17 protein-coding genes are annotated in these 25,119 nt (G+C 64.8%); 13 read left to right on the forward strand and 4 right to left on the reverse strand.

The annotated features are described in order from the left end of the window. Nucleotides 1–72 precede the first annotated feature (72 nt). The gene (locus AT302_RS22160; RefSeq protein WP_058375871.1) at nucleotides 73–1,017 is read left to right on the forward strand and encodes an NAD kinase; all 945 of its coding nucleotides are present in this window, start codon (nucleotides 73–75) and stop codon (nucleotides 1,015–1,017) included. Between the two features lie 185 nt (nucleotides 1,018–1,202). Next, nucleotides 1,203–2,867, forward strand: coding sequence for a DNA repair protein RecN (recN, locus tag AT302_RS22165; protein WP_058375872.1), 1,665 nt, complete (start codon nucleotides 1,203–1,205; stop codon nucleotides 2,865–2,867). Between the two features lie 105 nt (nucleotides 2,868–2,972). Here recN and glnE read toward each other — a convergent pair whose 3' ends face one another. Continuing rightward, nucleotides 2,973–5,738 (reverse strand): bifunctional [glutamate--ammonia ligase]-adenylyl-L-tyrosine phosphorylase/[glutamate--ammonia-ligase] adenylyltransferase, encoded by a 2,766-nt coding sequence (gene glnE / locus AT302_RS22170; RefSeq protein WP_058379854.1) that lies wholly within the window; start codon nucleotides 5,736–5,738, stop codon nucleotides 2,973–2,975. Nucleotides 5,739–6,159: 421 nt separating this feature from the next. On the opposite strand from glnE, the gene AT302_RS22175 reads away from it, so the two are divergent. From AT302_RS22175 to aroG, 4 genes are all read left to right on the forward strand, one after another. After that, entirely contained in the window at nucleotides 6,160–10,515 is a 4,356-nt protein-coding gene (locus tag AT302_RS22175; protein ID WP_058375873.1) for a YhdP family phospholipid transporter, read from the forward strand. A 32-nt stretch (nucleotides 10,516–10,547) separates the two neighbouring features. Further along, nucleotides 10,548–11,465, forward strand: coding sequence for a carbon-nitrogen hydrolase family protein (locus AT302_RS22180; protein WP_064674993.1), 918 nt, complete (start codon nucleotides 10,548–10,550; stop codon nucleotides 11,463–11,465). Between the two features lie 53 nt (nucleotides 11,466–11,518). Further along, nucleotides 11,519–12,979 (forward strand): metalloprotease TldD, encoded by a 1,461-nt coding sequence (gene tldD / locus AT302_RS22185; protein ID WP_058375875.1) that lies wholly within the window; start codon nucleotides 11,519–11,521, stop codon nucleotides 12,977–12,979. A gap of 474 nt (nucleotides 12,980–13,453) precedes the next feature. After that, nucleotides 13,454–14,527 carry a 3-deoxy-7-phosphoheptulonate synthase AroG gene (gene aroG / locus AT302_RS22190; RefSeq protein ID WP_058375876.1) on the forward strand — a complete coding sequence of 358 codons (1,074 nt, stop codon included), beginning with the start codon at nucleotides 13,454–13,456 and terminating at the stop codon, nucleotides 14,525–14,527. Nucleotides 14,528–14,679: 152 nt separating this feature from the next. On the opposite strand, the gene AT302_RS22195 is transcribed toward aroG, so the two are convergent. Next, nucleotides 14,680–15,243, reverse strand: coding sequence for a cob(I)yrinic acid a,c-diamide adenosyltransferase (locus AT302_RS22195; protein WP_058375877.1), 564 nt, complete (start codon nucleotides 15,241–15,243; stop codon nucleotides 14,680–14,682). A 321-nt stretch (nucleotides 15,244–15,564) separates the two neighbouring features. On the opposite strand from AT302_RS22195, the gene AT302_RS22200 reads away from it, so the two are divergent. The 4 genes from AT302_RS22200 to glcE are packed head-to-tail and all read left to right on the forward strand — an operon-like array spanning nucleotide 15,565 to nucleotide 20,470. Then, a complete protein-coding gene (locus AT302_RS22200) occupies nucleotides 15,565–16,986 on the forward strand; it encodes an FAD-binding oxidoreductase (protein WP_058375878.1) in 1,422 nt (473 codons plus the stop codon). Nucleotides 16,987–16,993: 7 nt separating this feature from the next. Then, complete coding sequence (locus AT302_RS22205; protein WP_084656391.1) at nucleotides 16,994–18,517, forward strand: FAD-linked oxidase C-terminal domain-containing protein; 1,524 nt, start codon at nucleotides 16,994–16,996, stop codon at nucleotides 18,515–18,517. Between the two features lies 1 nt (nucleotide 18,518). Beyond that, on the forward strand, nucleotides 18,519–19,388 hold the full coding sequence (locus AT302_RS22210) for an ion transporter (RefSeq protein WP_058375879.1): 870 nt from the start codon (nucleotides 18,519–18,521) through the stop codon (nucleotides 19,386–19,388). Continuing rightward, entirely contained in the window at nucleotides 19,388–20,470 is a 1,083-nt protein-coding gene (gene glcE, locus AT302_RS22215; protein WP_058375880.1) for a glycolate oxidase subunit GlcE, read from the forward strand. Before AT302_RS22210 ends, glcE begins: the two co-directional genes overlap by 1 nt. Nucleotides 20,471–20,515: 45 nt before the next feature. Here the strand turns inward: glcE and AT302_RS22220 are convergent, their stop codons facing one another. Then, a complete protein-coding gene (locus AT302_RS22220) occupies nucleotides 20,516–22,081 on the reverse strand; it encodes an aminotransferase-like domain-containing protein (RefSeq protein ID WP_237171991.1) in 1,566 nt (521 codons plus the stop codon). Nucleotides 22,082–22,239: 158 nt separating this feature from the next. Here AT302_RS22220 and AT302_RS22225 point away from each other — a divergent pair, with 158 nt between their 5' ends. Beyond that, nucleotides 22,240–22,665, forward strand: coding sequence for a hypothetical protein (locus tag AT302_RS22225; RefSeq protein WP_058375881.1), 426 nt, complete (start codon nucleotides 22,240–22,242; stop codon nucleotides 22,663–22,665). A 30-nt stretch (nucleotides 22,666–22,695) separates the two neighbouring features. On the opposite strand, the gene AT302_RS22230 is transcribed toward AT302_RS22225, so the two are convergent. Then, on the reverse strand, nucleotides 22,696–23,211 hold the full coding sequence (locus AT302_RS22230; protein ID WP_058375882.1) for a glutathione peroxidase: 516 nt from the start codon (nucleotides 23,209–23,211) through the stop codon (nucleotides 22,696–22,698). A 217-nt stretch (nucleotides 23,212–23,428) separates the two neighbouring features. On the opposite strand from AT302_RS22230, the gene AT302_RS22235 reads away from it, so the two are divergent. After that, entirely contained in the window at nucleotides 23,429–24,142 is a 714-nt protein-coding gene (locus AT302_RS22235) for a YggS family pyridoxal phosphate-dependent enzyme (protein ID WP_058375883.1), read from the forward strand. Nucleotides 24,143–24,254: 112 nt separating this feature from the next. Continuing rightward, a complete protein-coding gene (gene proC / locus AT302_RS22240; protein ID WP_058375884.1) occupies nucleotides 24,255–25,067 on the forward strand; it encodes a pyrroline-5-carboxylate reductase in 813 nt (270 codons plus the stop codon). Nucleotides 25,068–25,119: the final 52 nt, after the last annotated feature.

The following is a 25,119-nucleotide window of genomic DNA, read 5'->3' on the forward strand; positions in this document are numbered from 1 at the left end:
CGTACGCACGCGGCGTTTGGCGCGAGGGCGTGTCGGCACAATGGCACAGCCTGACTTTGCGCGGCATACGCGATGGTTGCTGTCATCGACTTATGGTGTAATGGCGGCATGAAAACAGGGAGCCCTTTCAAGACCGTAGCGCTCGTCGGGAAGTACCATGCCGACGGCGTTGCCGAACCATTGCTCACGCTCGCGGCATGCATTGCCCAGCGCGGGCATCACGTCGTCTTCGAGCGCGATACGGCGCATAACATCGGCGCCGGTGCCGACCCGTACGGCACGCTCGATATTCAGGAGATCGGCACGCAGACCGACGTCGCCGTCGTCGTGGGTGGCGACGGGACGATGCTCGGCGTCGGCCGTCAACTGGCCGCGTCGGGGGTGCCGCTGATCGGTGTGAACCACGGGCGCGTGGGTTTCATCACGGATATTCCGCTCGACGATATGCGTCAGGTGGTGCCGGCGATGCTCGAAGGTCATTTCGAAGCGGAGCAGCGCACGCTGCTCGCCGCGCGCATCGACCGCGACGGGCAGACGCTGTTCGAGACGCTCGCGTTCAACGACGTGGTGGTGAACCGCTCGGGCATCTCGGGGATGGTGGAACTGCGCGTAGATGTGGACGGGCGCTTCATGTACAAGCAGCGCTCGGACGGCCTGATCGTCGCCACGCCGACCGGCTCGACGGCTTACGCGCTGTCGGCATCGGGCCCGATCCTTCACCCGCGTCTCGGCGGGGTCGTGCTGGTGCCGATTGCGCCGCACGCGCTGTCGAACCGTCCGATCGTGCTGCCGGACTCCAGCGACATCGTGATCACGATCACGGGCGGCCGCGAAGTCGGGGCGAACTTCGATATGCAGTCGTTTGCGGAACTGCGTCAGGGCGACAAAATTCTGGTGAGCCGCTCGGAGCATCAGGTGACGTTCCTGCATCCGGTCGGCTACAACTATTACGCGACGCTGCGCCGCAAGCTGCACTGGAACGAACATATTTCGGACGAAGACGCACCGCAAAACTGAGTCTGCCCACACGCCACCCCACCCGGTGGCGTGTGTTTTTGTGGGCGGGGAGCGCACGCCCGCTTAAACACAGGCCAAACACCGGCCCAACACTGGCTCTCCCGTTCGTCGCAAAGTCCCCTTATCATTGACGCTTCCCGCTGGCCCGCCGGGCCGGTGTCCGAACGTCAGGCACCCGATACCCCATGCTACGCAGTCTCTCGATTCGCGATTTTGTGATCGTCGATCGTCTCGATCTGGAATTCTCCGCCGGTTTTACGGTGTTCTCCGGCGAGACCGGTGCAGGCAAGTCGATTCTGATCGATGCGCTCGCGCTGGCCATGGGCGAACGAGGCGACGCCAGCATGGTGCGCACGGGACAGACGCGTGCGGATATCACGGCAGAATTTGCGGCGGATGCCGAAGCGCGCCCGGATCTAGAGGCGTGGCTGCAAGTGCAAGCGCTCACGCTGGAAGAACACGGCGGCGTGCTGTTGCGCCGCGTGCTGGATACGACCGGGCGTTCCCGCGCGTTCATCAACGGCACGCCCGCGACGCTCACGCAATTGCGCGAGCTTGGCGAGATGCTGGTGGACATTCACGGCCAGCACGCGCATCAGCAGTTGCTCCGCCCTGACGCGCAGCGCCGCCTGCTGGACTCGCACGCGGGTGCTACTGGGCTCGCGGCGGATACGGCGGCGGCACACAAGGAATGGCGGCGTCTGGTCAAGCGCTGTGAAGAAGCGCAGGGCCGCGATCGCGAGCTGCAACTGGAACGCGAACGTCTGGAATGGCAGACGGCAGAACTGGACAAGCTCGGCCCGCAGGAAGGCGAATGGGATGAGGTGAACGCAGAGCATCGCCGCCTCTCTCACGCCGCGAGCCTGATCAACGGCGTGCAGAGCGCGCTCGATGCGCTGGCCGAAGCGGACGGGGCGATCGTGCCGTCGCTGGGGCATGTGGTGCACCAGATTCGCGAACTGGCAGAAATCGACACAGGGCTCGCCGACGCGCTCGCCGCACTGGAACCCGCCGAGATTCAACTGCGCGAAGCGGTGCATTCCCTCTCGCACTACGCACAACGCATCGATCTCGATCCGGAACGACTGGCTGTCGTGGAGCAACGTCTCGACGCCCTGCACTCGGCGGCGCGCAAGTTCCGCGTCACGCCCGAGAACTTGCCTGCGGAACACGCCGAACGACGTGCGCAACTGGAAGAACTGACGGCGTCGCAAGATACGGCGGCGATGCAGGCCGCCACTGATGCGGCGCACGCGGCTTATCTCGAACTCGCCAAGACGCTGTCCAAAGCGCGCGCGAAAGCCGCCGCCTCGCTGTCGCGCGAAGTCACCCGCGCGATGCAAGACCTGTCGATGCCCGGTGGACGCTTCGAAGTGGCCATCACCCCCGCCGCCGAACCACAATCGTTCGGGCTGGAGACGGTGGAATTTCTCGTGGCCGGTCACCCCGGTGTGCCGACGCGCCCACTCGCGAAAGTCGCCTCCGGCGGCGAACTGGCGCGTATCAGCCTCGCGCTGCAAGTCATCGCCAGCAGCGCAAGCCTCACGCCCACGCTGATCTTCGATGAAGTGGATTCGGGCATCGGCGGCGCCGTCGCCGAAGTGGTCGGACGCCTCCTGCGCGAACTCGGCCAAGGCCGCCAAGTGCTCTGCGTCACCCACCTGCCTCAAGTCGCCGCGCTCGGCCATCAACACCTGCGCGTGAAGAAACGCAGCGATGGCGACTCCACCATGAGCGAAATCGAACCGCTGGGTCGCACGGAGCGCGTCGAAGAAATCGCTCGCATGCTCGGTGGCGTTGAAATCACCGCGACGACGCGCAAACACGCTCGGGAGATGTTGGCGCTTTAGTCCGAGCACGCTTCGCCCTCGCTGCGCCCTATCCCAAATGAAAAACGCCGGGGCTCACCCGGCGTCTTTCCCATCACTTTCGTTCAACTTACTTCCGCGCCGCCATCAAACCGGCCCAGCATCCGCGAACACGGAATCCCACAACGCCATCACGGCACTGCGCTCAGTCTCGATATCGACCGCCGGGACGCGCGCTGCCTCCACCCCATCGAGGCGCAATTTATGCTGGCGCTTTCGATACGTCCGGTAGGCCGCTGCGGCATCGTCTGCCAACTTCGCATCGATCAGCCCCAACTGTGCCGCCTCTCGCAGCAACGCGATGTTGCCCGCGTTACGCAACAAGGCCGGATGCGCGCCAGAGTGCAACAAGACCAGATACTGCACAGTGAACTCGATATCCACCATGCCGCCACGGTCGTGCTTCAGATCGAATAGCTGCGTCGGGTTCGGATGCCCCTCCAACACCTTGCGGCGCATCGCCACAATCTCTTGCGCCAGCGGCAGTGCCTCGCGCGGTGTCGCCAATACCTGCTTGCGAATGTCCTCGAACGTTGCGCCAATCGCATCGTCGCCCGCACAGAACCTCGCGCGCGTCAGCGCCTGATGCTCCCAGACCCACGCAGTATTCGCATTCCCCTCTCGGAACTGATACTGGCGGAAGCTCTCGATGTTGGTCACCAACAGCCCCGACAACCCATTGGGGCGCAGCCGCAGATCCACATCGAACAACATGCCCGCGCCCGTGTGCGTGGTCAGCCACGTCACAAAGCGACGCGCCAGTGCCGCGTACGCATCCGGTGCACGATCGTCGTCATCGTCGTACAGGAAAATCAGGTCGAGATCGGACGCGTAGCCCAATTCCTTGCCGCCCAACTTCCCGTACGCAATCACGGAGAAGCGCGGTACCTCGCGGTGACGCGTGGCCACATGCGGCCATACGGTCGCAATCGTCACGTCGACAATGACGTCGGCCAACTCGGACAACCGGTCGCCAATCGCCTCCACCGACAAGGTGCCCTGCAAATCGAGCAACAGAATGCGGAACACTTCCGCATGATGCGCACGCCGCAAGATATCCATCTGCACTTCGACATTACCCACCGCGCCCGACGCATTCAGACTCAGCAACAACTGGGTCTTGAATGACGGCCAGTCGAATGGTGCCGCCAGTGCCTCGTCGTCGAGCAATTCGTCCAGCAACTGCGGATGGCTGATGAGATAACCCGCCGCCCAGCGCGAACCCGCCAATACCTTGACCACGCGCTCAAGCGCACGCGGATACTCGGTCAGCAGTGCCAGATAGGAACTGCGACGGCTGATGGTCGAGAGCAGGTCCAGCATCCGTCCCAGCACAGCATCGGCTTCTTTCGTGCCCGAGGCGCCCTCGACGGCACGCTGCACCAGTTGATCGAAGCGCCGCCGGCTGGTCTCGTTGAGCGCCTTGTATCGCGACGATGTCCACACGGCGCGCAAGCGATCCAGCGCACCTTCGGCATCGCTGAAACCCAACTTCGTCAGTTGGTTGCCCAAGTCGCCGGTCTGCGCTTCATCCGCGAGACACTCACTCCACAACTCGGGCGGACATTCGCAATCGCCCTCGCCTGCCGAACCGCCCTTCTGCCCGTTCGCACCGGCCTTGTCGGCAAAAATCTCGTCGAACTGCGCCGCAACGAACTCGCGATGCTCGTCGAGTATGGTCATGAACGCCGCCTCGTCGGGAAACCCCATCGCCCTCGCCACCGCGAGACGGTCATCTCCGGGCACGGGCAGGATGTGGGTCTGCGCGTCGTCAAGATATTGAATCCGGTGCTCAAGCTTGCGCAGGAAGAGATACGCGTTCGCCAGCGCATCGGCCACGCTCTGCGCCAGCCAGCCGCGCCGGGCGGCAACGCCCAGCACCGCGAGCGTCGGGCGCACCCGCAACTCCGGCTCCTGCCCGCCGCGAATCAATTGGAAAACCTGCGCAGAGAACTCGACTTCGCGAATGCCGCCGCGCCCCAGCTTGATGTCGTTGATGCGTGCGGGTTTGGCCCGCGCGCGGCGTTCGGCCTCATGGCGAATCTGTTCGTGCAACGCGCGAATGGCCCCGATCACGCCGTAATCGAGATAGCGACGGAACACGAAGGGCTGCACCAACGCCGATAACAGCCGCTCGATTCGCTTGCCCGGCTCGCTCGCCACCTCGGAAACGAGACGGCCCTTGATCCACGCATAGCGCTCCCACTCGCGGCCCTGCACATAGAAATACTCTTCGAGCATCGGCAGACTGCACACGAGCGGGCCCGAATCGCCATTCGGCCGCAACCGCATATCCACCCGGAACACGTAGCCGTCCGGCGTCAATTCCGAAATCAGCCCGATCAGCTTGCGGCCGAGCTTGGTGAAGAATTCATGATTGGAAAGCAACCGCAGCCCGGCGGTGGTACCGCCATCCGGTGCCGTGGTGTCGCCGTCGTCTTCATAAAGGAAGATCAGGTCGATGTCGGACGAGACATTCAACTCGCGCCCGCCCAGCTTGCCCATGCCAACCACGCCCAGCGTCTGGCGCTCGCCCTCGGTATTGCGTGGCACGCCGTGGATCGCCTCCAGCTCGCGCGACAGCACGGCGATGCCCGCCTGCACGGCGAACTCGGCCAGCGCGGTCATCGCACCGGTCACTTCGGCCAGCTCGGCGCGCCCGTCGAGATCGCGCTGCATCACGGCGCACAAGGCCTCGACGCGCAACACGCGCAGGGCCCGCGTCAGTCCGGCCTCGTCAATGCCGCTCACGCCCGCAATGGCTTCGAAACGCCGTGCCAGCCAGCGCGCGTCGACGGGATGCTCACTCAGCGCAGGCAATGCCTCGGCCAGCGCAGGGCGGCTCGCCAGCATGCGCGCGGCATAACGGGAGTACGTCTGGATATCAGTCTGAATTTCGGGTGAACTCACTGGCGGGGTTCCGGTCAGCAATGAGAATGGAGACACACGATGTCTGTCGGCAAGACAGAAACACACCCCCAGCCGGTCGGCGATCCCCACGCAGCGAGGTTTCGCGGGTGTACGGCCGCACATCGAAACGCTCGAAACGCTCGAAACGCGCTCGTCGCGGGGCGTCCGACACCCTTGGCAGGGCCCTTTGGATGCCGCGCGGTGAACTTTCACGCACTTACGCGAGCTTTCGCCGGCTTACCCGCGTGAAATCAAACGGCGAAATACCTGTCTCTTTGTACGACGGTCCGCCGGTCGAACGGCCATGGGCTTGTGTTACAGTCTTTGCCACAGAAACTACCACATTCCCTCGTAGACGAGCAGCATGACCGACCGTAAGCCGCCTGCCTCGCCCACTGCGACCCGGTCCTGGTTCTCGTCACTGCCGCGTGGCATGCGCCTGGGCCTGGAATGGCTGCTGGCGCTCATCGTGGTCGTGTATTTCGGACTTGGCGCCGTCGTGCTGGCGACCCGGTACGTGATCCTCCCCCGTGTCTCGGATTACCGCCCTCAAATCGAGGCGGCCGCGTCGCGCGCGCTCGGTTTACCTGTGTCGATCGGCCGTATCGACGCCGTCTGGCGCGGTTGGCACCCCTATCTGACGCTTGAAGACGTGCGCATCCTGCACGCGCGCGCGCCCGCAGCCGCCCCCAGCAAGCCCCGCAACAACGCGAAAGCCACACCGGCGCCGGCCTCACAGGCCACGGCGCAAACCTACGCACCGCCCGGCGCGCCGCCGCCCGTGGAGCCCGGTCTCACGCTCCATCGCCTCGACGCGGTGCTCTCGTGGACGAGCCTGATCCACCTCGACCTGCGCCTCTCCAGCCTGACGCTCTATCAGCCGGATCTCAGCGTCGAGCGTCTCGCCGATGGCGCAATTCTCGTCGCCGGCATGCCGGTTTCCGGCAACGGCAGCGACTCGGACACGCAGGCGACGGATTGGCTCATGCGCCAGGCGCGCGTGATCATTCGCGGCGGCACGGTGCGCTGGCGCGACGCCACCCGCGATGTGCCGGAAACCGTCATCACCAACGTGAATGCGATGCTGCGCAATCGCGGCTTGGAACATCGCTTCGGCATGCAGGCCACGCCGCCCGCAGGCATGGTCGCCCCGCTCGACATTCGCGCACGCTTCACGACGCCGCTCTTCGCCCGTCCCGGCGAACTCAAGCGCTGGCGCGGTGAAATCTACGCCGACATCGGCACCATCGATCTCGCCGCCCTCGCCCAACACGTCGACCTGCCCGGCGAACACGACGCCCGCGACACGCGCGGCCGGCTCGCGGCACGCGCGTGGGTGAACTTCGATAACGGCGCCATCACCGGCGCCACGCTGCGCGCCGCCGGAGAAAACACCTCGGCGCAACTCGCCGACGACCTGCCGCCGCTGTCGTTCGATGCGACGCAGGGCCGGATCGACATCACCCGCATCGGGCCGCAGGCAGACAGCGGCTGGAACTGGCGTGTGCGTGACCTCACGTTGCAGGCAGCCGGCCGCCCGGCACTCGATGTCCCCGACATGCGCGGCAGCTACGCGCCGACCACGGCCGACCACGGCCTGCATGTCACGCTGGCCGGTCAACGCTTCGATATCGGTGCCGCCATGGCACTGGTGCCCGCACTCCCGATCGACAAAGCCACCCGCGACCAGCTCACGAGTTTCCAGCCGCGCGGCCGCCTTGCGAACTTCGATCTGAGCTATCAGGCGCCCAAGCCCCATGGCAGCACGAACTGGCGCGATCTGCCGGGTATCCGGCAACTGCCGCCGGAGCGCGATCGCTATCGGGTGGTGGCCGACTTCGAAGACGCGGGCATCGATAGCCTGCCCAATCCGAACCCGCCGGCCCGCGCAGGCGGCCCGAACGCCGGACGCCCCGGGTTCTCGCACCTGAGCGGACACATTGACGCGGATCAGTCGCGCGGCAGCCTCACACTGAATTCGAAGGGTTCGGTGCTCGACTTTCCGGGCCGTTTCGATCAGCCCCGAATCGCCCTCGACACGCTCACGGCGCGCACCAGTTGGCGCGTCTCGCATCCGGCCACGAAGCGCGATGCCCCGGCCGAGATACACGTGCGAGTGGACGCGCTGCATCTGCAAAACGCGGAACTCGCTGGCGACGTGAGCGGCACATGGCAGAACGGCGGCCGGGACAACGGCATCGTCGATCTGAAGGGCACGATCACGCGCGCCAATGCCAATGCAGTGCCGCGCTATCTGCCCACCGATATCGGCGCCGCTGTGCGCGACTACCTGCAACGCGCGCTCATTGCCGGCACCGTGCAAAACGCGCCGTTCGCCGTGCAAGGCGATCTGGAATTCTTCCCGTTCGATAAGGGCCACGGCAAGTTCCGCATCGACATTCCGCTGGTCGACGTGACGTTCAATCCGTCGCCGCTGCGCCCGGGGCATACGGAAGTCTGGCCGGCGTTCGAGAAGGTGCGCGGCAATCTGCGTTTTGACGCCGACAAGCTGCATATCGCCATCGACACCGGCTCGATCTACGGGGTCACGCTCACGCAGGTCATCGGCGATATCGACAAGATCGGGCAAGAGGATTCGACGCTCGTCCTCAAGGGCGACGCGCGCGGCCCGGCAGCGGACTTCGTGAAATACATCAATTCGAGCCCGGTCGGGCACTGGATCGGCGATTTCACCGACGAAACACGCGCGAACGGCACGGCACAGCTCGCCCTGCAACTCTCGATGCCGCTCGAACACACGGACCGCTCGAAGGTAACCGGTCGCGCACGCTTCCTGCGCAACGACATCGCCTTGATCAACGGACTCCCGACGTTCGGTGCCGTAGACGGCGAACTCGCCTTCACGGAACACGGCATTTCGATGGACAACCTGCGCGGCACGTTCCTCGGCGGCGATGTGCGCGCGTCGGGTGGCAGCCGCGACGACGGCACCATCGCACTGAATGTCGCCGGCACGATGAGCGCGCAAGGTCTGCGCGAAAACCGCGAAAATGCCACGCTCGCCCAACTCGCCAAGCGCATGACGGGTGCCACGCCCTACACGGCAGTCGTCACCGTGCGTCAGGGCATGACGGATGTCGCCGTGCAATCGACGCTCGCTGGCCTCGCGGTGAATCTCCCTGCGCCACTGGGCAAGAGCGCCGACGTGTCGCTGCCCGCGCGTTTCTCGCTACGGCCCCAGCCGAACACGGGCGGACGGCGCATCGATACGCTCGATTTCGCCATCGGCAGCGTGCAGGGCAATTACGTGCAGCAGCGTAATGGCAACCGCGTGGAAGTGCTGCGCGGCGGTATCGGGATCAATCAGCCGGTGCCCGCACCGCGCGAAGGCGTGCAAGCCACGGCGCAGTTCGACACGCTTGACGTGGACGCGTGGCGCAGCGTGATCGCGTCGCTCTCCACCGATGCGGCCACGCCGGGCACGCAAGGCACGCCGCCCTCGCCCGCCGAGACGGCCGCCGCCGCACGCGAGGAGTTCGGCGCACTCACGCCTTACTTGCCGACGCGACTGGCGTTACACGCGAAACAGGTGCGGCTGATGTCGCGTCTGTGGCCGGAGCTGGTGCTGGGCGCGCAACGCAATGACCGCGACTGGCAGGTGAGTCTGGCCTCCGATCTGGTCTCGGGTTTCGCCGAATGGCGCGCGCCGGACGCGAAGAATCCGTCGGGCGCGATCCGCGCGCGGCTCGCCAAACTGGTGATTCCCAAGGAGGAGCACGGCGACGACGTGCTCACGCAAGTGCTCGACGAGCCCAGCGACGAATTCCCCGCGATCGATGTGGTGGCCAACGACTTCGTGCTGCGCGACAAGCCGCTGGGACGCCTGCAACTCAATGCGCACAACGATCTGGAAGACGGCGTACCGGTCTGGCAACTCACCAAGCTGGAGTTGAGCAACAGCGCTGCCACGCTGGACGTGACGGGCAACTGGCGCACGTCGCGCCGGCGGGCTGCCGCGGCCACAGCCGCTGGCTCGGACGACGATATCCCGCGCCGCACGGTCCTCGACTTCAATCTCGACGTGAAGAATGCCGGCGGGCTGCTCGACCGGCTCGGCCTGCCTAAGACGCTCAAGGATGGCTCGGGCACGGTGTCGGGCCGCTTCGGCTGGCGCGGCGGCCCCGATGCCATCGATTACCCGACGCTCGGCGGGAAGGTGAAGGTCGAACTCAAGCGCGGTCAGATCCTGAAGGCAGACCCGGGCCTCGCGAAGTTGCTGGGCATCCTCTCGGTGCAGACACTCGCCAAGATCCTCACGTTCGACTTCAATAGTGTGGTCGGCAGCGGCCTGCCGTTCGACAACATCGACGGCAACGCGACGATGCAAGGCGGCGTGGCGAGTACCGACGATCTGACGATTCATGCGAACGCAGCCACGATTCGCATCGACGGGCATACGGATCTGGCGCGCGAGACGCAGGACCTGAACGTGCTCGTGCTGCCGAAGATCAATGCCGCGTCGGCCTCGCTGGCGTGGGCGATCATCAACCCGGCGCTGGGCATCGGCTCCTTCTTCGCGCAGTTGGCGCTTGGCGAACAGCTCTCGCGTACGCTCTCGACGACGTATCACGTGACCGGTTCGTGGGACAACCCCATCATCGGACAGGCGAGCGGCAATCAGAGTAAGATCGATGCATCCCCGGAATCCCGGCCCGAAGCCCAGAACACCGCCACGCCCAACGGGCTGCACGGCAACTGAGCCGGCTTTGCGAGCGTCTTTTCAGCGACTTCATGACGAGCCCCGATAGTTCAGCCACCCGCGCCACGCCAAACGCTCCCAACGCGCTGGCACGCGTGGCCGCAGTACAGATGGTCAGCGCCCCCGACGTCGCACGCAATCTCGCAGACGCCGGACGGTGGGTCGCCGAGGCGGCCGACGCCGGCGCGCAACTGGTGCTGCTGCCCGAGTACTTTTGCTACATGGGCCAGCGCGACACCGACAAGCTCTCCCTGCGTGAACTACACGGCCACGGCCCGATTCAGGACTTTCTGGCAGAAACGGCACGTCGCAACGGCGTCTGGCTGATCGGCGGCACGATGCCGCTGGCCGCCCCGGAACCCGAACGCGTCCTCAACACGACGCTCGTCTACGGCCCGGATGGCTCGCCCGCCGCGCGTTACGACAAGATTCACCTGTTCAATTTCGTCAAAGGCGAAGAAGCCTACGACGAAGCCCGTACGATTCGCCCCGGGGAAACCGTACGCACGTTTGAAGCGCCGTTTGGCCGCGTCGGCCTGTCGGTCTGCTACGACCTGCGTTTTCCCGAGTTGTACCGGGCCATGGGCGACTGTACGCTCATGGTCGTACCCGCCGCTTTCACCTACACCACAGGGCGCGCGCACTGGGAATTGCTGCTCCGCGCGCGTGCCATCGAAAACCAATGCTACGTGCTGGCGTCCGCGCAGGGCGGCGTCCATGAGAACGGGCGGCGCACCTGGGGGCATTCGATGCTGATCGATCCGTGGGGCGATATCGTCGCCCAGCGTGAAGACGACGGCGCCGGCGTGGTCGTCGGCGACATCGATCCGGCGAGACTTGCGGCCGTTCGTCAAAGCCTGCCGGCCTTGCGGCACCGGGTGCTGGGCGCCACCGACGATGCCCGAGCCACACACGCCGCACCGGCCACGCCTGCCCGCGCGCAAGGTTGACATTGCGTCTTCCGTCCCCATATTCCGAACATATTTCCTTGGCCTGACACCGCATGAAAATCATCGAACCCGGCATTCAGAACCTGGCCACCGCCCGTGAGCTGCTGCTCACCCCGTACGGCCTCGACGAAACCCACCTGCAACGCGCGCTCGGCGACATCTTCACGCACCGCGTGGACTACGCCGATCTGTACTTCCAGTACACCCGCAGCGAGGCTTGGAGCCTTGAGGAAGGCATCGTCAAATCCGGCTCGTTCTCGATCGATCAGGGCGTCGGTGTGCGCGCCATCGTGGGCGACCGCACGGCCTTCGCCTACTCGGACGACATCTCCGACATCGCACTGAAGGAAGCCGCTGCCGCCACGCGCAGCATCGCCACGGCAGGCCGTGGCCGCGTGAAGGTGGGCAGCAAGCTCTCGAACGTCACGGGCCGCGCGCTGTATCTGCCGTCCGACCCGCTCGCGTCGCTCGACGCAAACGGCAAGATTGCCCTGCTGGAGCGCATCGAAAAGCTGGCGCGCGCCAGCGACCCGCGCGTCTCGCAGGTGATGGCCGGTCTGGCCGGTGAATACGATGTGGTGCTGGTGGCCCGCAGCGACGGCGTGATCGCCGCCGATGTGCGCCCGCTGGTGCGCGTGTCGGTGACGGTCATCGTCGAATCGAACGGCAAGCGTGAAATCGGCAACAGCGGTGGTGGTGCCCGTCTCGACTACGGCTACTTCACCGACGATTTGCTCGCCAAGTACGTCAAGGAAGCCGTCGATGGCGCCATCGTCAAGCTCGACGCCCGCCCGGCCCCGGCCGGCGCGATGACCGTGGTGCTTGGACCTGGCTGGCCCGGCGTGCTGCTGCACGAAGCCATCGGTCACGGGCTGGAAGGCGACTTCAACCGTAAGGGCTCGTCGGCGTTCTCGGGACGCTTGGGCGAGCGCGTCGCGGCCAAGGGCGTGACGGTGGTGGACGACGGCACGCTGTCGAACCGCCGCGGCTCGCTCAACATCGACGACGAAGGCAACCCGACGCAGTGCACCACGCTCATCGAAGACGGCATTCTCAAGGGCTATATGCAAGACAGCCTGAACGCCCGTCTGATGAAGATGCCGGTGACCGGCAACGGCCGCCGCGAATCGTACGCCGCCCTGCCGATGCCGCGCATGACGAACACGTACATGCTCGGCGGTGACAAAGACCCGGCGGAAATCATCGCCTCGGTCAAGCACGGTCTGTATGCGGTGAACTTCGGCGGTGGTCAGGTCGACATCACCAACGGCAAGTTCGTGTTCTCGATGTCCGAGGCGTACATGATCGAAGACGGCAAGATCACGTATCCGGTCAAGGGCGCCACGCTGATCGGCAACGGTCCGGAATCGCTCAAGGACGTGACCATGATCGGCAACGACATGGCGCTGGATTCGGGTGTCGGTGTGTGCGGCAAGGAAGGTCAGAGCGTGCCGGTGGGCGTCGGCCAGCCGACGCTGCGCATGGAAAACATGACGGTCGGCGGCACGGCTTAAGGCCGCTGCGGTAGCGCGTCATCGCTTCTGTTGGCCCAATGTCACGGAAAAGATGGCGCACTGCAAAAAATGCGTGAAGCTTAGCAAAGCGCCCGGGTCAAACCGGGCGTTTTTGCGAGATTTCAAAATATCGTGCTTTAGCTACGCATTTCGACACGATGAAATGCAATATTTCCGCGCGTTTTGCGGACGTTTAGCGCAGAGTCACGGTTGCAGCGTCATCCGATTCGGCGTATAAAGTTGATTCTGTGCACGGCAAACGCCTGCGATGCAACGTCAGATATCCCTCATGACCGCCAATAAGTTTTACTTTTACTTTTTTGCGTATCTCACACCGCTGGCGGATGGAGAGGGACAGTTGCAGCAGTAAGCACCGAAACGAATCCTGAAAAACCGCCAGCGAGTCTGGCGGTTTTTTTTTGACCCGAATTCCCGAGAACCGAACCGCAGTCCGAACTGCCCAGGAGAAAAACCATGCCTCCCCACAACACCGATGATGTCCGTATTCGCGAGCTCAAGGAACTGACGCCCCCGGCGCACCTGATTCGCGAATCCCCCTGCTCGGAGAAGAGCGCGGACCTCATCCATCGCTCGCGCGGCGCTATCCACCGCGTGTTGCACGGCATGGAAGACCGTCTCGTCGTGATCATCGGCCCGTGCTCGATCCACGACCCGAAAGCCGCGCTGGAATATGCCGCGCGTCTGGTCGAACAACGCGAGCGCCTGAAGGGTGAGCTCGAAATCGTGATGCGCGTGTACTTCGAAAAGCCGCGTACGACGGTGGGCTGGAAGGGTCTGATCAACGACCCGCACATGGACAACAGCTTCAAGATCAACGACGGCCTGCGTCTCGCGCGCGAACTGCTCGCTGAGATCAACGAGCTGGGCCTGCCGGCCGGTACCGAATACCTCGACATGATCAGCCCGCAGTACATCGCGGATCTGGTGTCGTGGGGTGCCATTGGCGCGCGCACGACCGAGTCGCAGGTGCACCGCGAACTGGCGTCGGGCCTGTCGTGCCCGGTCGGCTTCAAGAACGGCACCGACGGCAACGTGAAGATCGCCGTCGACGCAATCAAAGCCGCCTCGCAGCCGCACCATTTCCTGTCGGTGACGAAGGGTGGCCACTCGGCCATCGTGTCGACCGCAGGCAACGAGGATTGCCACCTGATCCTGCGCGGCGGCAAGGCACCGAACTATGACGCTGCCAGCGTGCAAGCCGCTTGCGACGACATCGCCAAGTCGGGTCTGGCCGCGCGCGTGATGATCGACGCCTCGCACGCCAACAGCCAGAAGAAGCACGAGAACCAGATTCCGGTGTGCGAAGACATCGCCCGCCAGATCGCCGGTGGCGACGACCGCATCATCGGTGTGATGGTCGAATCGCACCTCGTGGCAGGCCGTCAGGACCACGTGCCGGGCAAGCCGCTGACCTATGGCCAGAGCATTACCGACGCGTGCATCAACTGGGAAGACAGCCTGGGCGTGCTCGACACGCTGGCCGAAGCCGTGCGTGCCCGCCGTCTGGCGCGCGGTTCAGGTAACTGATCCGGCGGTCCCCCGCGCAATCACCGGTACGCCGGCTGACAGTGCGGGAGGAATGCGAAGAAAACCCGGTCGATGCGACACCGCACGGCCGGGTTTTCTTTTACTGAATGCACTTCCCATGCGCCGGCTCACTGGCGCCGGCTCACGCGGATTCAGGCAGCGTTGCCAGTATCCCGCTCGCGCTGCCACAGCACGTCGTCACCGCCACCGGCGCGGTTGAGCACACGGGCCAGCACGAACATCAGATCCGACAGGCGGTTGATGTACTGACGCGGCGCCGGTCCCACGGTCTCTTCGGCACCGAGGGCGACCATCGCGCGCTCGGCACGGCGAGCCACCGTGCGCACCACATGTGCAAGCGCCGCCGCGCGCGTGCCGCCGGGCAGGATGAATTCCTTCAACGGCGGCAGTGCCGCGTTGTAATGCGCCAGCCAGCCGTCGAGCCTGACGACGTGCGGGGCACCCAGCAACGTATGACGCGGCGTGCTCAGTTCGCCACCGAGATCAAACAGGTCGTGCTGGATCGCGACCAGTACGTCGCGCACGTCTGCCGGCAGGTCTTCACACAGCAACACGCCGATATGCGAATTGGTTTCGTCGACTTCGCCGATGGCGACAATGCGCAGGCTGTGTTTGTCGACGTGGGCGCCGTCGCCCAGACCGGTTCTGCCGCCATCGCCCGCGCGCGTGACGATCTTGCTCAAACGATTCCCCATCTTGCGAACCCTGCTCCTTGCGGCATGCCATGCCCGCCGGTTGTCATGCCCCGGTGGCGGTACGACTCACCTTCTTGTGATAGAAAAACGTCATCTGCCATGCGTTGCCTGTTTTTCAGGCAGTCGTGACGACGCATGTCGACGACAAGTTCGTATGATATGACGCAAAGGGTGGGGAAAAACGCCGTCCCGGCGTAAAATCCACGCTCATGAGGTGTCAGGGCACGCGCGGTCTCCGACCAGCGCCCCCGAGACCCCGCCTAATAGGGGCACGCCAACGCCATCCCGCGTTGGCCGCCCGGAGACCTGAAGGAGAAAGCCGTGAATCACCCCCACCTGCCGTTTGCCGCCAAGCGTCCATTCCCCGACGCCTTGCTCACCGAGTTGCAAGCCCTGCTGGGCGAGCGTGTGAGCACCAAGGAGGCGCTGCGCGAGCACCACGGCCGTGACGAGTCTCCCTTCGACCCGATGCTGCCCGACGCCGTCGCGTTCGCGCACAGCACCGACGAGGTCTCGCAGATCGTCAAGCTCTGCGCCAAGTACAACGTTCCCCTGATCCCCTACGGCGCCGGTTCGTCGCTCGAGGGTCACCTGCTGGCCGTCGAAGGCGGTCTCTCGCTCGATCTCTCCGAGATGAACAAGGTCGTCTCGATCAACGCCGAAGACCTGACGGTCACGGTCGAGCCGGGCATCTCGCGCAAGGCGCTGAATGAAGCGCTGCGCGACACGGGTCTGTTCTTCCCGATCGATCCGGGTGCCGACGCCAGCATCGGCGGCATGTGCGCCACCCGCGCCTCGGGCACCAACGCCGTGCGCTACGGCACGATGCGCGAGAACGTGCTCGCCCTCACCGTGGTGCTGGCCGACGGCCGCGTGATCCACACCGGCACGCGTGCCCGCAAGTCTTCAGCTGGCTACGACCTCACGCGCCTGTTCGTCGGCAGCGAAGGCACGCTGGGCATCATTACCGAAGCGACCGTGCGCCTGTATCCGCAACCCGAAGCCGTGTCGGCCGCCATCTGCTCGTTCCCGAGCATGACGGACGCCGTCAACTGCACGATCCAGACGATTCAGCTGGGCGTGCCCGTGGCGCGCGTCGAGTTTGTTGACGCCCTCGCCGTGCGCGCGATCAACAAGCACTCGAAGATGGAACTGCCCGAGACGCAGACGCTCTTCTTCGAATTCCACGGCAGCGAAGCCGGTGTGAAAGAACAAGCCGAGACGGTGCAGGCACTGGCCGACGACAATGGCGGCACGGGCTTCGAGTGGGCCACCCGCACGGAAGATCGCAACCGCCTGTGGGGCGCGCGTCACAGTGCGTACTTCGCGATGCTGCAACTCAAGCCGGGCTGCCGCGCGGTAACGACGGACGTATGCGTGCCGATCTCGCGTCTGGCCGAATGCGTGGGCGAGACGGAAGTCGATCTGCGCGCGTCGAGCCTGCCCTGCCCGATCGTGGGCCACGTCGGCGACGGCAACTTCCACGTGGCGATTCTGATCGACCCGGACAAGCCCGAAGAGATCGAAGAAGCCGAGCACCTGAACCAGCGTATCGTCGAGCGCGCCATCCGCATGGGCGGCACGTGCACGGGCGAACACGGCGTGGGCCTGCACAAGATGGGCTTTCTCGTGACGGAACACGGCGAAGACGCGATCGACGTGATGCGCGGCATCAAGCTATCGCTCGATCCGCAGAACCTGCTCAATCCGGGCAAGATTTTCCGGTTGCGCTCGGCGGGCTGAGCACCGCATGAACGCTCCCGCGATTTCGCAAAGCCCACGCGACGCCGACGTGCCCGATCGGCAGACGCCGCTTGAAGAACGTCAGCGCCAGTTGCTCGATGCGCTCACGCAGATTCTGCCGGCGCACTGCATCCTGCATCGACGCGAGGACACGACACCGTACGAGTGCGATGGCCTCGCCGCGTATCGGCGCGTGCCGTTGGCCGTCGCGTTACCCGAATCCGAATCGCAGGTGCAGCGCATCTTGCAGGCCTGCCATCAACTCGGCATTCCCGTAGTGCCGCGCGGTGCAGGCACCAGCCTGTCCGGCGGCGCGATGCCCATTTCCGATGGGCTCGTGCTGTCGCTGGCCAAGTTCAAGAAGATTGTCGAGATCGATCCGTACGCGCGCACGGCCACCGTGCAGCCCGGCGTGCGCAACCTCGCCATCTCGGACGCGGCAGCCACTTACGGCCTCTATTACGCCCCCGATCCGTCATCGCAAATCGCCTGCACCATCGGCGGCAACGTGGCGGAAAACTCCGGTGGTGTGCACTGCCTGAAGTACGGCCTGACGGTACACAACGTGCTGCGCGTGCGCGCCATCACGATGTCGGGCGAAGCCATCGAATTCGGCTCGCTCGGCCCCGACGCGCCGGGCCTCGATCTGCTCTCGGTGTTCATCGGCAGCGAAGGCATGTTTGGCGTAGTGACCGAAATCACGGTCAAGCTCATCCCGAAAGCGCAAACGGCGCAGGTCATCATGGCGAGCTTCGACGACGTGGAAACCGGCGGCAACGCCGTGGCCGCGATCATCGCCGCCGGCATCATCCCGGCGGGGCTTGAGATGATGGACAAGGCCGCCACGCAGGCGGTCGAAGAGTTCGTGCACGCGGGCTACGACCTCGATGCTGCGGCCATTCTGCTGTGCGAGTCGGACGGCACGCCGGAAGAAGTCGCCGAAGAGATCATGCGTATCTCGCATGTGCTGCGCACATCCGGCGCCACCCGGCTTCAGATTTCGCGCAGTGAAGAGGAACGCCTGCGGTTCTGGTCGGGCCGCAAGAACGCGTTCCCCGCCGCCGGGCGCATCTCGCCCGACTATTACTGCATGGACGGCACCATCCCTCGCCGCACGATTGGGACTTTGCTCAAACGCATCGAGCGGATGGAACAACAATACGGATTGCGCTGTATTAACGTCTTTCACGCGGGAGACGGCAATATGCATCCGTTGATTCTTTTCAACGGCAACGACCTCGACGAATGGCATCGCGCCGAAGCGTTCGGTTGCGACATTCTCGAAGCGTGCGTCGAACTTGGCGGCACGATCACGGGCGAGCATGGCGTGGGCATCGAGAAGATCAACTCGATGTGCGTGCAGTTCTCGGCCGAGGAGCGTGACGCGTTCTTCGGTGTGAAGCGCGCCTTCGATCCGGTCGGCCTGCTCAACCCGGACAAGGGCATTCCCACCCGCGCGCGCTGTGCCGAATACGGCAAGCTGCACGTGCGCGGCGGCCTGCTGCCTCACCCCGACCTGCCGAGGTTCTGACGTGCGAGCACTGTCGGAATGGCTGCCGCACGACTGGCGGCAGCGGCTTTACATCATCATCTTCGAGGCCGACACCCGCGAAGGGCGTCTGTTCGACATCGCGTTGCTCATCGCGATCGTCACGTCGGTGCTCGTGGTCGTCGTCTCCAGCGTGCCGGTGGTGCAGGACACGCTGCCGCTGCCGATGGCCATTCTCGAATGGTTCTTCACGCTGCTGTTCACGGCCGAGTACATCGCGCGCCTGTTGTGCGCGCACCGGCCGTTGCGCTATGCGCTGTCGTTCTACGGCATCATCGATCTGCTCTCGATTCTGCCGACGTATCTCGCCATTCTCGTGCCCGAGTTGCACGGCCTGATCGACGTGCGGCTGCTGCGCCTGATGCGTGCGTTCCGGATTCTGAAGCTCACGGCGTATGTGAACGAAGCCGGCGTGCTGAGCCTCGCGCTGTATAACGCGCGCCGCAAGATCTTCGTGTTTCTCGGCTTCGTGTCGATCATCGTGGTGATCTTCGGCACGCTCATGCACATCATCGAGGGACCGGAGCACGGCTTCACGAGCATTCCTGTGGGCATCTACTGGGCCATCGTTACGCTCACCACGACTGGTTACGGCGACGTGGTGCCGGTGACCGGGCTGGGCAAGGCGATCACGGGTTTCGTGATGCTGCTCGGCTACAGCGTGATTGCGATTCCGACCGGGATCATGGGTGCCGAAATTCATCTGGCCATGCGCAAGCAGTCGGTTACGACGCGCACCTGTCAGGACTGCCTCACCGAAGGGCACGACGCCGACGCCCGCTTCTGCAAGCATTGCGGCAGCGAGCTTGGCCCCTACCAAACCGACACGCCGCCACCGGCCGAACCGAGCTGATGACCGACACGAACGACACTCTCGATCACTTCCGCGCCGTCATCGAACACGCCACCGCCCGGCGTCAGCCCCTGCAATTGCGCGGCGGCGGGACCAAGGCTTGGTACGGCCAGCAACGCGTAGGCGAAGTGCTGGACACGCGCACGTATAGCGGCATCGTGGCCTATGACCCGGCCGAGCTGGTGATCGTGGCGCGCTGCGGCACGCCGCTGGCCGATATCGAAGCCGCGCTGGCCGAACGCAATCAATTGCTGCCGTTCGAGCCGCCCTACTTCGGGCCCGGTGCGACGATCGGGGGCGCGGTGGCCGCCGGGTTATCGGGGCCGCGCCGCGCCGCTGTTGGTGCGGTGCGCGACTTCGTGCTGGGCGCGAAGCTGATGGATGGTCGTGGCCATGTGCTGAATTTCGGCGGACAGGTCATGAAGAACGTGGCCGGGTTCGACGTCTCGCGCATGCTGGCGGGCTCGCTCGGTACGCTCGGGCTGATTCTCGAAGTCTCGATCAAGGTGTTGCCGCAACCGTTTGCCGAACTGACGCTGCAATTCGAAATGAACGCAGTGGACGCGGTGCGCAAGCTCAACGAATGGGGCGGGCAACCGCTGCCGATCACGGGCAGTGCGTGGCGCAACGATTTGCTGGTGATTCGTCTGGCGGGTGCCTCGGCGGCGATCAAGGCGGCGCGCGTGAAGATGGGCGGCGAGTTGGTCGATGCGATTCATGCGGCCAAGTTCTGGCATGCGATTCGCGAGCAGACGGATAACTTCTTTGCCGACGCCGGACCGGGTCAGGCGCTGTGGCGTCTGGCCGTACCGTCCACGGCAGAACCGCATCGTCTGCCGGGCAAGCAGTTGATCGAATGGGGCGGCGCGCAGCGCTGGTGGATTACGGACGCCGACGCGCAGATCGTGCGTTCGGCCGCGCGTCAGGATGGCGGCCACGCGACGCTGTTCCGCTATGGCGAACCCGGCGTCAGTGTCTTCACGCCGTTGCCCGCGCCGGTGATGCGCATTCACCGCAACCTGAAGTCGGTATTCGACCCGGCCGGCATCTTCAACCCGGGGCGGATGTATCCCGAGTTCTGATCGTCGTTAGGCGTTAGCCTCGGTCGTTCACGTCAACCGTTCACGTCAACCCTTCGCGTCGACCAGACGCGTGACTTCCGTTGCGAGCGTGCGCACGGCGCGGTCGATCTCGCGGGTGAACGGGTGTCCGGTGTTCATGCGCAGGAAGTGGTCGTAGCGCGTGGAATTGGAGAACAGGCTGCCCGGCGCGATGCGAATGCCCTTGGCCAGCGCGGCGTCGAACAGTTGCTCCGAACTCACGCCACCCGGCATTTCTACCCACAGACTCAGTCCGCCGGTCGGTAGCGTCAGACGCGTGCCGGCCGGGAAATACGTGGCGATCGCCTCGGCCATCGCGGCACGCTGCTCACGTAAGTGAGCACGCAGGCGGCGCAGGTGCCGGTCGTACTTCGGCGAGTCCATGAACTCCCCCATCGCGATCTGCGCCAGCGCTTCGTTCGGACGCGTCTGCGCGTACTTCAGCATCTCGATACGCCACTGCCACTTGCCACCCGCGATCCAGCCCAAGCGCATGCCGGGGGCGAGCGTCTTGTGCAGCGACGCGCAGTGAATCACGTTGCCGGTGGTGTCCCAGCCGCGAATGGCGGCGGGTGTGGTGTCGTCATCACCGAGCGCTGAATAGGTGTCGTCTTCGATGATGGCGATGTTGCGCGTTTCGCCCCATTTGACGAGGCGTGCCTTGTGGGCGTCGGGCATCACCGAGCCGATCGGGTTCTGGAAATGCGGAACGACGATGACGGCCTTGATGTTGTCGTAGGTCTCGCAAGCGAGATCCAGCGCTTCGAGCGAGATGCCGGTCTGCGGGCTGGTCGGGATTTCGAGCGCGCGAATCCCCATGCTCTCGAGCGTTTGCAGCAGCGCGTAGTACGTGGGCGACTCGACGGCCACCACGTCGCCGGGGCTGGCCACGGCACGCAGCGCGAGATTGATGGCCTCGATGCAGCCATGCGTGACGACGATTTCTTCCGGCGCGATGTTCATGCGCGCGGCCAGCGCACGGCGGGCGATGGCCGCGCGAAAACGGGCTTCTCCGCCGCCCGGGGGCGGTATGCCGTAGAGCAACGGATTGTCTCGTAATGCGCGCAACGTTGCCTGACGCAGCTCGGTCACGGGATACAGCGCAGGTGCGCCGTGCGCCACCGCAAAGTTGGTGTGCACGTTTGCCTGAAGGCCGCGCGCAAGAATCGACGACACACGCTGATTGATACCGACGTACTGCGCGAGATCGGGCACCCACGGGCGCGGCTCGTCCAGCGGGGCGAGCGTGGCGCGTGCTGGCGTGCGCACGAAATATCCTGAGCGCGGACGCGCTTCGAGCACGCCCTGTGCTTCCAGATGCCGACAGGTCTGCAACGCGGTCGACAGGCTGACCTGATGCCGCTCCATCAGCGTGCGCACGCTAGGCATGCGGTCGCCGGGCACGAGCGTACCGGCCTCGATGGCGAGCAGATAGTGTCCGGCGAGTTGGCGATACAGCGGCAGGGCAGGAGGCGCAGCGGTCGGTGACGACGGGGATGACGACGGATTCACGTCCGGTCGAACGTCGGGCGGACTCGTGGCGGCTGAGGGCGGGGGGGCGATGGCGGCATCCATGGGGAGATCATCGGGCATCGGCGGCCACCATAACAGATACAGATTTGCGGAATTGGCATCGTAACAGATGCCCGCAAGCCCTTCTGTTATGGGCGAAACCGGTGAACTGTGTGCCTACCGGCGGGGGACACGGGTCGATACGCTATTCGTACCTGTTCAACGCACCGGAGTCTGTCATGGCAAAGCGCCCCCAAACCCTCCAACCCCTCTTCTCGTCCGATCTCGCCCTCACACAGGGCCGCCGGGACTCGCGCGCTGCCGCCACGAACACCCCCAACACCGCTGGTGACCTTGTAGCGCTGCCGGAGCAACTGACGCTGGCCCGCGCGCAGGCGTTCCACACGTATGTGCGTCGTGGCGCCGTATTCCATGTGAAGCGCGGCAGTGTGGCGCTCACCCCTGCCCCGCGCTGGCTTGCCGCCACGGTGTGGGCGGCGCCGGTTCAGTTGACTGCCGGGCACGCCTATGTGGTTCAGGAAACCGGCTGGCTGGTGCTGAGCACCGGGCAGGGTGCCGAATTGACCTGCCACGACGGCGACGCATCGCCCGAACGCGGGCTCACGATGCCGTGGCGTGTCCTGCGGGCGCGGTTCGGCTTTTGAGCAGATCCGTCGCCGAAACCGGGCCTGACGTCACACCGCCAACAAGCGCTCGATATCCGCACGGATCGCCTGAGGCTTGGCGGTCGGTGCGTAACGCTCGATGACCTTGCCGTTCGCATCGACCAGAAACTTGGTGAAGTTCCACTTGATCGCCTTGGTGCCCAGCACGCCGCGCTTTTCGTCCGTCAGATACTGATAAAGCGGCGCGGCGTCAGGGCCCTTGACGTCCACCTTGGCGAACATCGGAAACGTGACGTGAAAGCGCAAGTCGCAAAAGCTGCGAATCGCCTGCGCATCCCCCGGCTCCTGCTTGCCGAACTGATTGCATGGGAATGCCAGCACCTCGAAACCCCGTGGTGCCAACTCGGCGTACAACGCCTGCAAGCCTTCATACTGCGGCGTGAAACCACACTCGCTCGCCGTATTCACGATGAGCAAAACCTTGCCGCGATACTGCGACAAACTCACCGTCTCGCCCGCCAACGTCTGGACGGAAAAGTCATAGACCTGACGTGCCTGTGTTGCCTGCTGTGAACTCGCGCTCATCTTTGACTCCCTTTGATTGTCGGCACGCGCAGTCTGCCACAATTCGCGCGCCGTTCTGCGGCCATGCCCCCTTCGTTATTGGGTAGCACCTTGTTTTTTCCCGGGGTAGCACCTCCCCATACGCACAGCTATAATCGTTGGCCTGCACCCCCTATCGGCGTGCCGGTGACGCAATTCCGCTCCCGCCTGCCGCCCCATCGACGCCTGAACTCGCCTCATGTCGACCATCGCCGCTCACCTCGACGCCGTCCTCTCCCGGATCGCCCAAGCTACCGCCAACGCCCATCGACCCGCCGGCAGCGTGCAACTGCTCGCCGTCTCGAAAACGTTTGGGGCCGACGCGGTACGAGACGCCGTGGCCGCCGGGCAACGAGCCTTCGGCGAGAACTACGTGCAAGAGGCCCTCGACAAGATTGCGGCGCTGGCCGACGTCACCGTCGACGGCAAGGCGCTCGAATGGCACTTCATTGGGCCGCTGCAAAGCAATAAGACCCGCCCGGTTGCGGAGCACTTTGCGTGGGTGCACTCGGTTGACCGGCTCAAGATCGCGGAGCGCCTGAGCGCACAACGCCCGGCCGATATGCCACCGCTTCAGGTCTGCCTGCAAGTCAACATCAGCGGTGAAGCCAGCAAGAGCGGCATCGCCCCCGCCGACGTGCCAGAGACGGCGCGCGCCATCGCCGCCCTGCCCAACCTGCAATTGCGCGGCCTGATGGCGATTCCTGAACCCGACGACGATCCCGTGCGCCAACGCGCACCGCTGCGTGCCATGCGCGAATTGTTCGATGCGCTGCGCGCCGACGGTATGGCGCTCGACACGCTGTCGATGGGCATGTCCGGCGATCTGGAAGCGGCCATCGCCGAGGGTGCGACAATGGTGCGCATCGGCACCGCAATTTTCGGGGCTCGTGACTACGGGTCCCACGCCTGAGGCGCTACGGAATTATCGCGCGCAGGCGAATTCGGATGACGGACGAGTCGGATACTCGCCACGGCATGACACGGTAACGACGCAAACGACTCACGCAACGCAAAGGATGGTTATGAGAATTGCATTCATCGGCGGCGGCAATATGGCCAACGCCCTGATCGGCGGACTGGTGGGACGCGGCACGGCACCGCGCGACATTCTCGCGATCGACGTCAACGAATCGACCCGCGAGGGCCTCGTCAAACAATACGGTATCGAAACCGCCAGCGCGCCCAACGACCGCCTGCGCGACTACGACACGCTGGTGCTGGCCGTAAAGCCGCAAGTCCTCAAGGACGTGGCGCAAGCCCTGCAACCGCATCTGAACACGCAACTGGTCATCAGCATCGCGGCCGGTATCCGCGCGTCGGATCTGGCGCGCTGGCTCGGCGGCCATAACCAGATCGTGCGCTGCATGCCGAACACGCCTGCCCTGATCGGCATGGGCACCACGGGGCTGGCAGCCCTCTCGGGCGTGGACACCGATCAGCGCAAGCGCGCCGAAACGGTGCTCGGCGCCGCCGGCCAGATCGTCTGGGTGGAAAAGGAAAGCCAGCTCGACGGCGTCACGGCGATCTCGGGCAGCGGTCCGGCCTACGTGTTCTATTTCATCGAAGCCCTTGAGCAAGCCGCGCAAGAACTGGGCTTCTCGCCGGAACAAGGCCGCCAACTGGCCATCGCCACGTTCACCGGTGCCTCGCAACTGGCCGCGCAGTCGAGCGAACCCGCCAGCGTGCTGCGCGAGCGCGTGACCTCGAAGGGCGGCACCACGTTTGCCGCACTCAGCTCGTTCGATCGCGATTCGATCAAGGCTGCCATCGTGCGCGGCGTGCATGCCGCCAATACGCGTGCGAAGGAACTGGGCGACGAACTCGGCGATGCCTGAAGCTAACTGAGGTTCGACCTCACCGGCACGACCTGTCGGTGAATGAAAAAAC

The organism is Pandoraea norimbergensis, from assembly GCF_001465545.3.
Lineage (GTDB): Bacteria > Pseudomonadota > Gammaproteobacteria > Burkholderiales > Burkholderiaceae > Pandoraea > Pandoraea norimbergensis.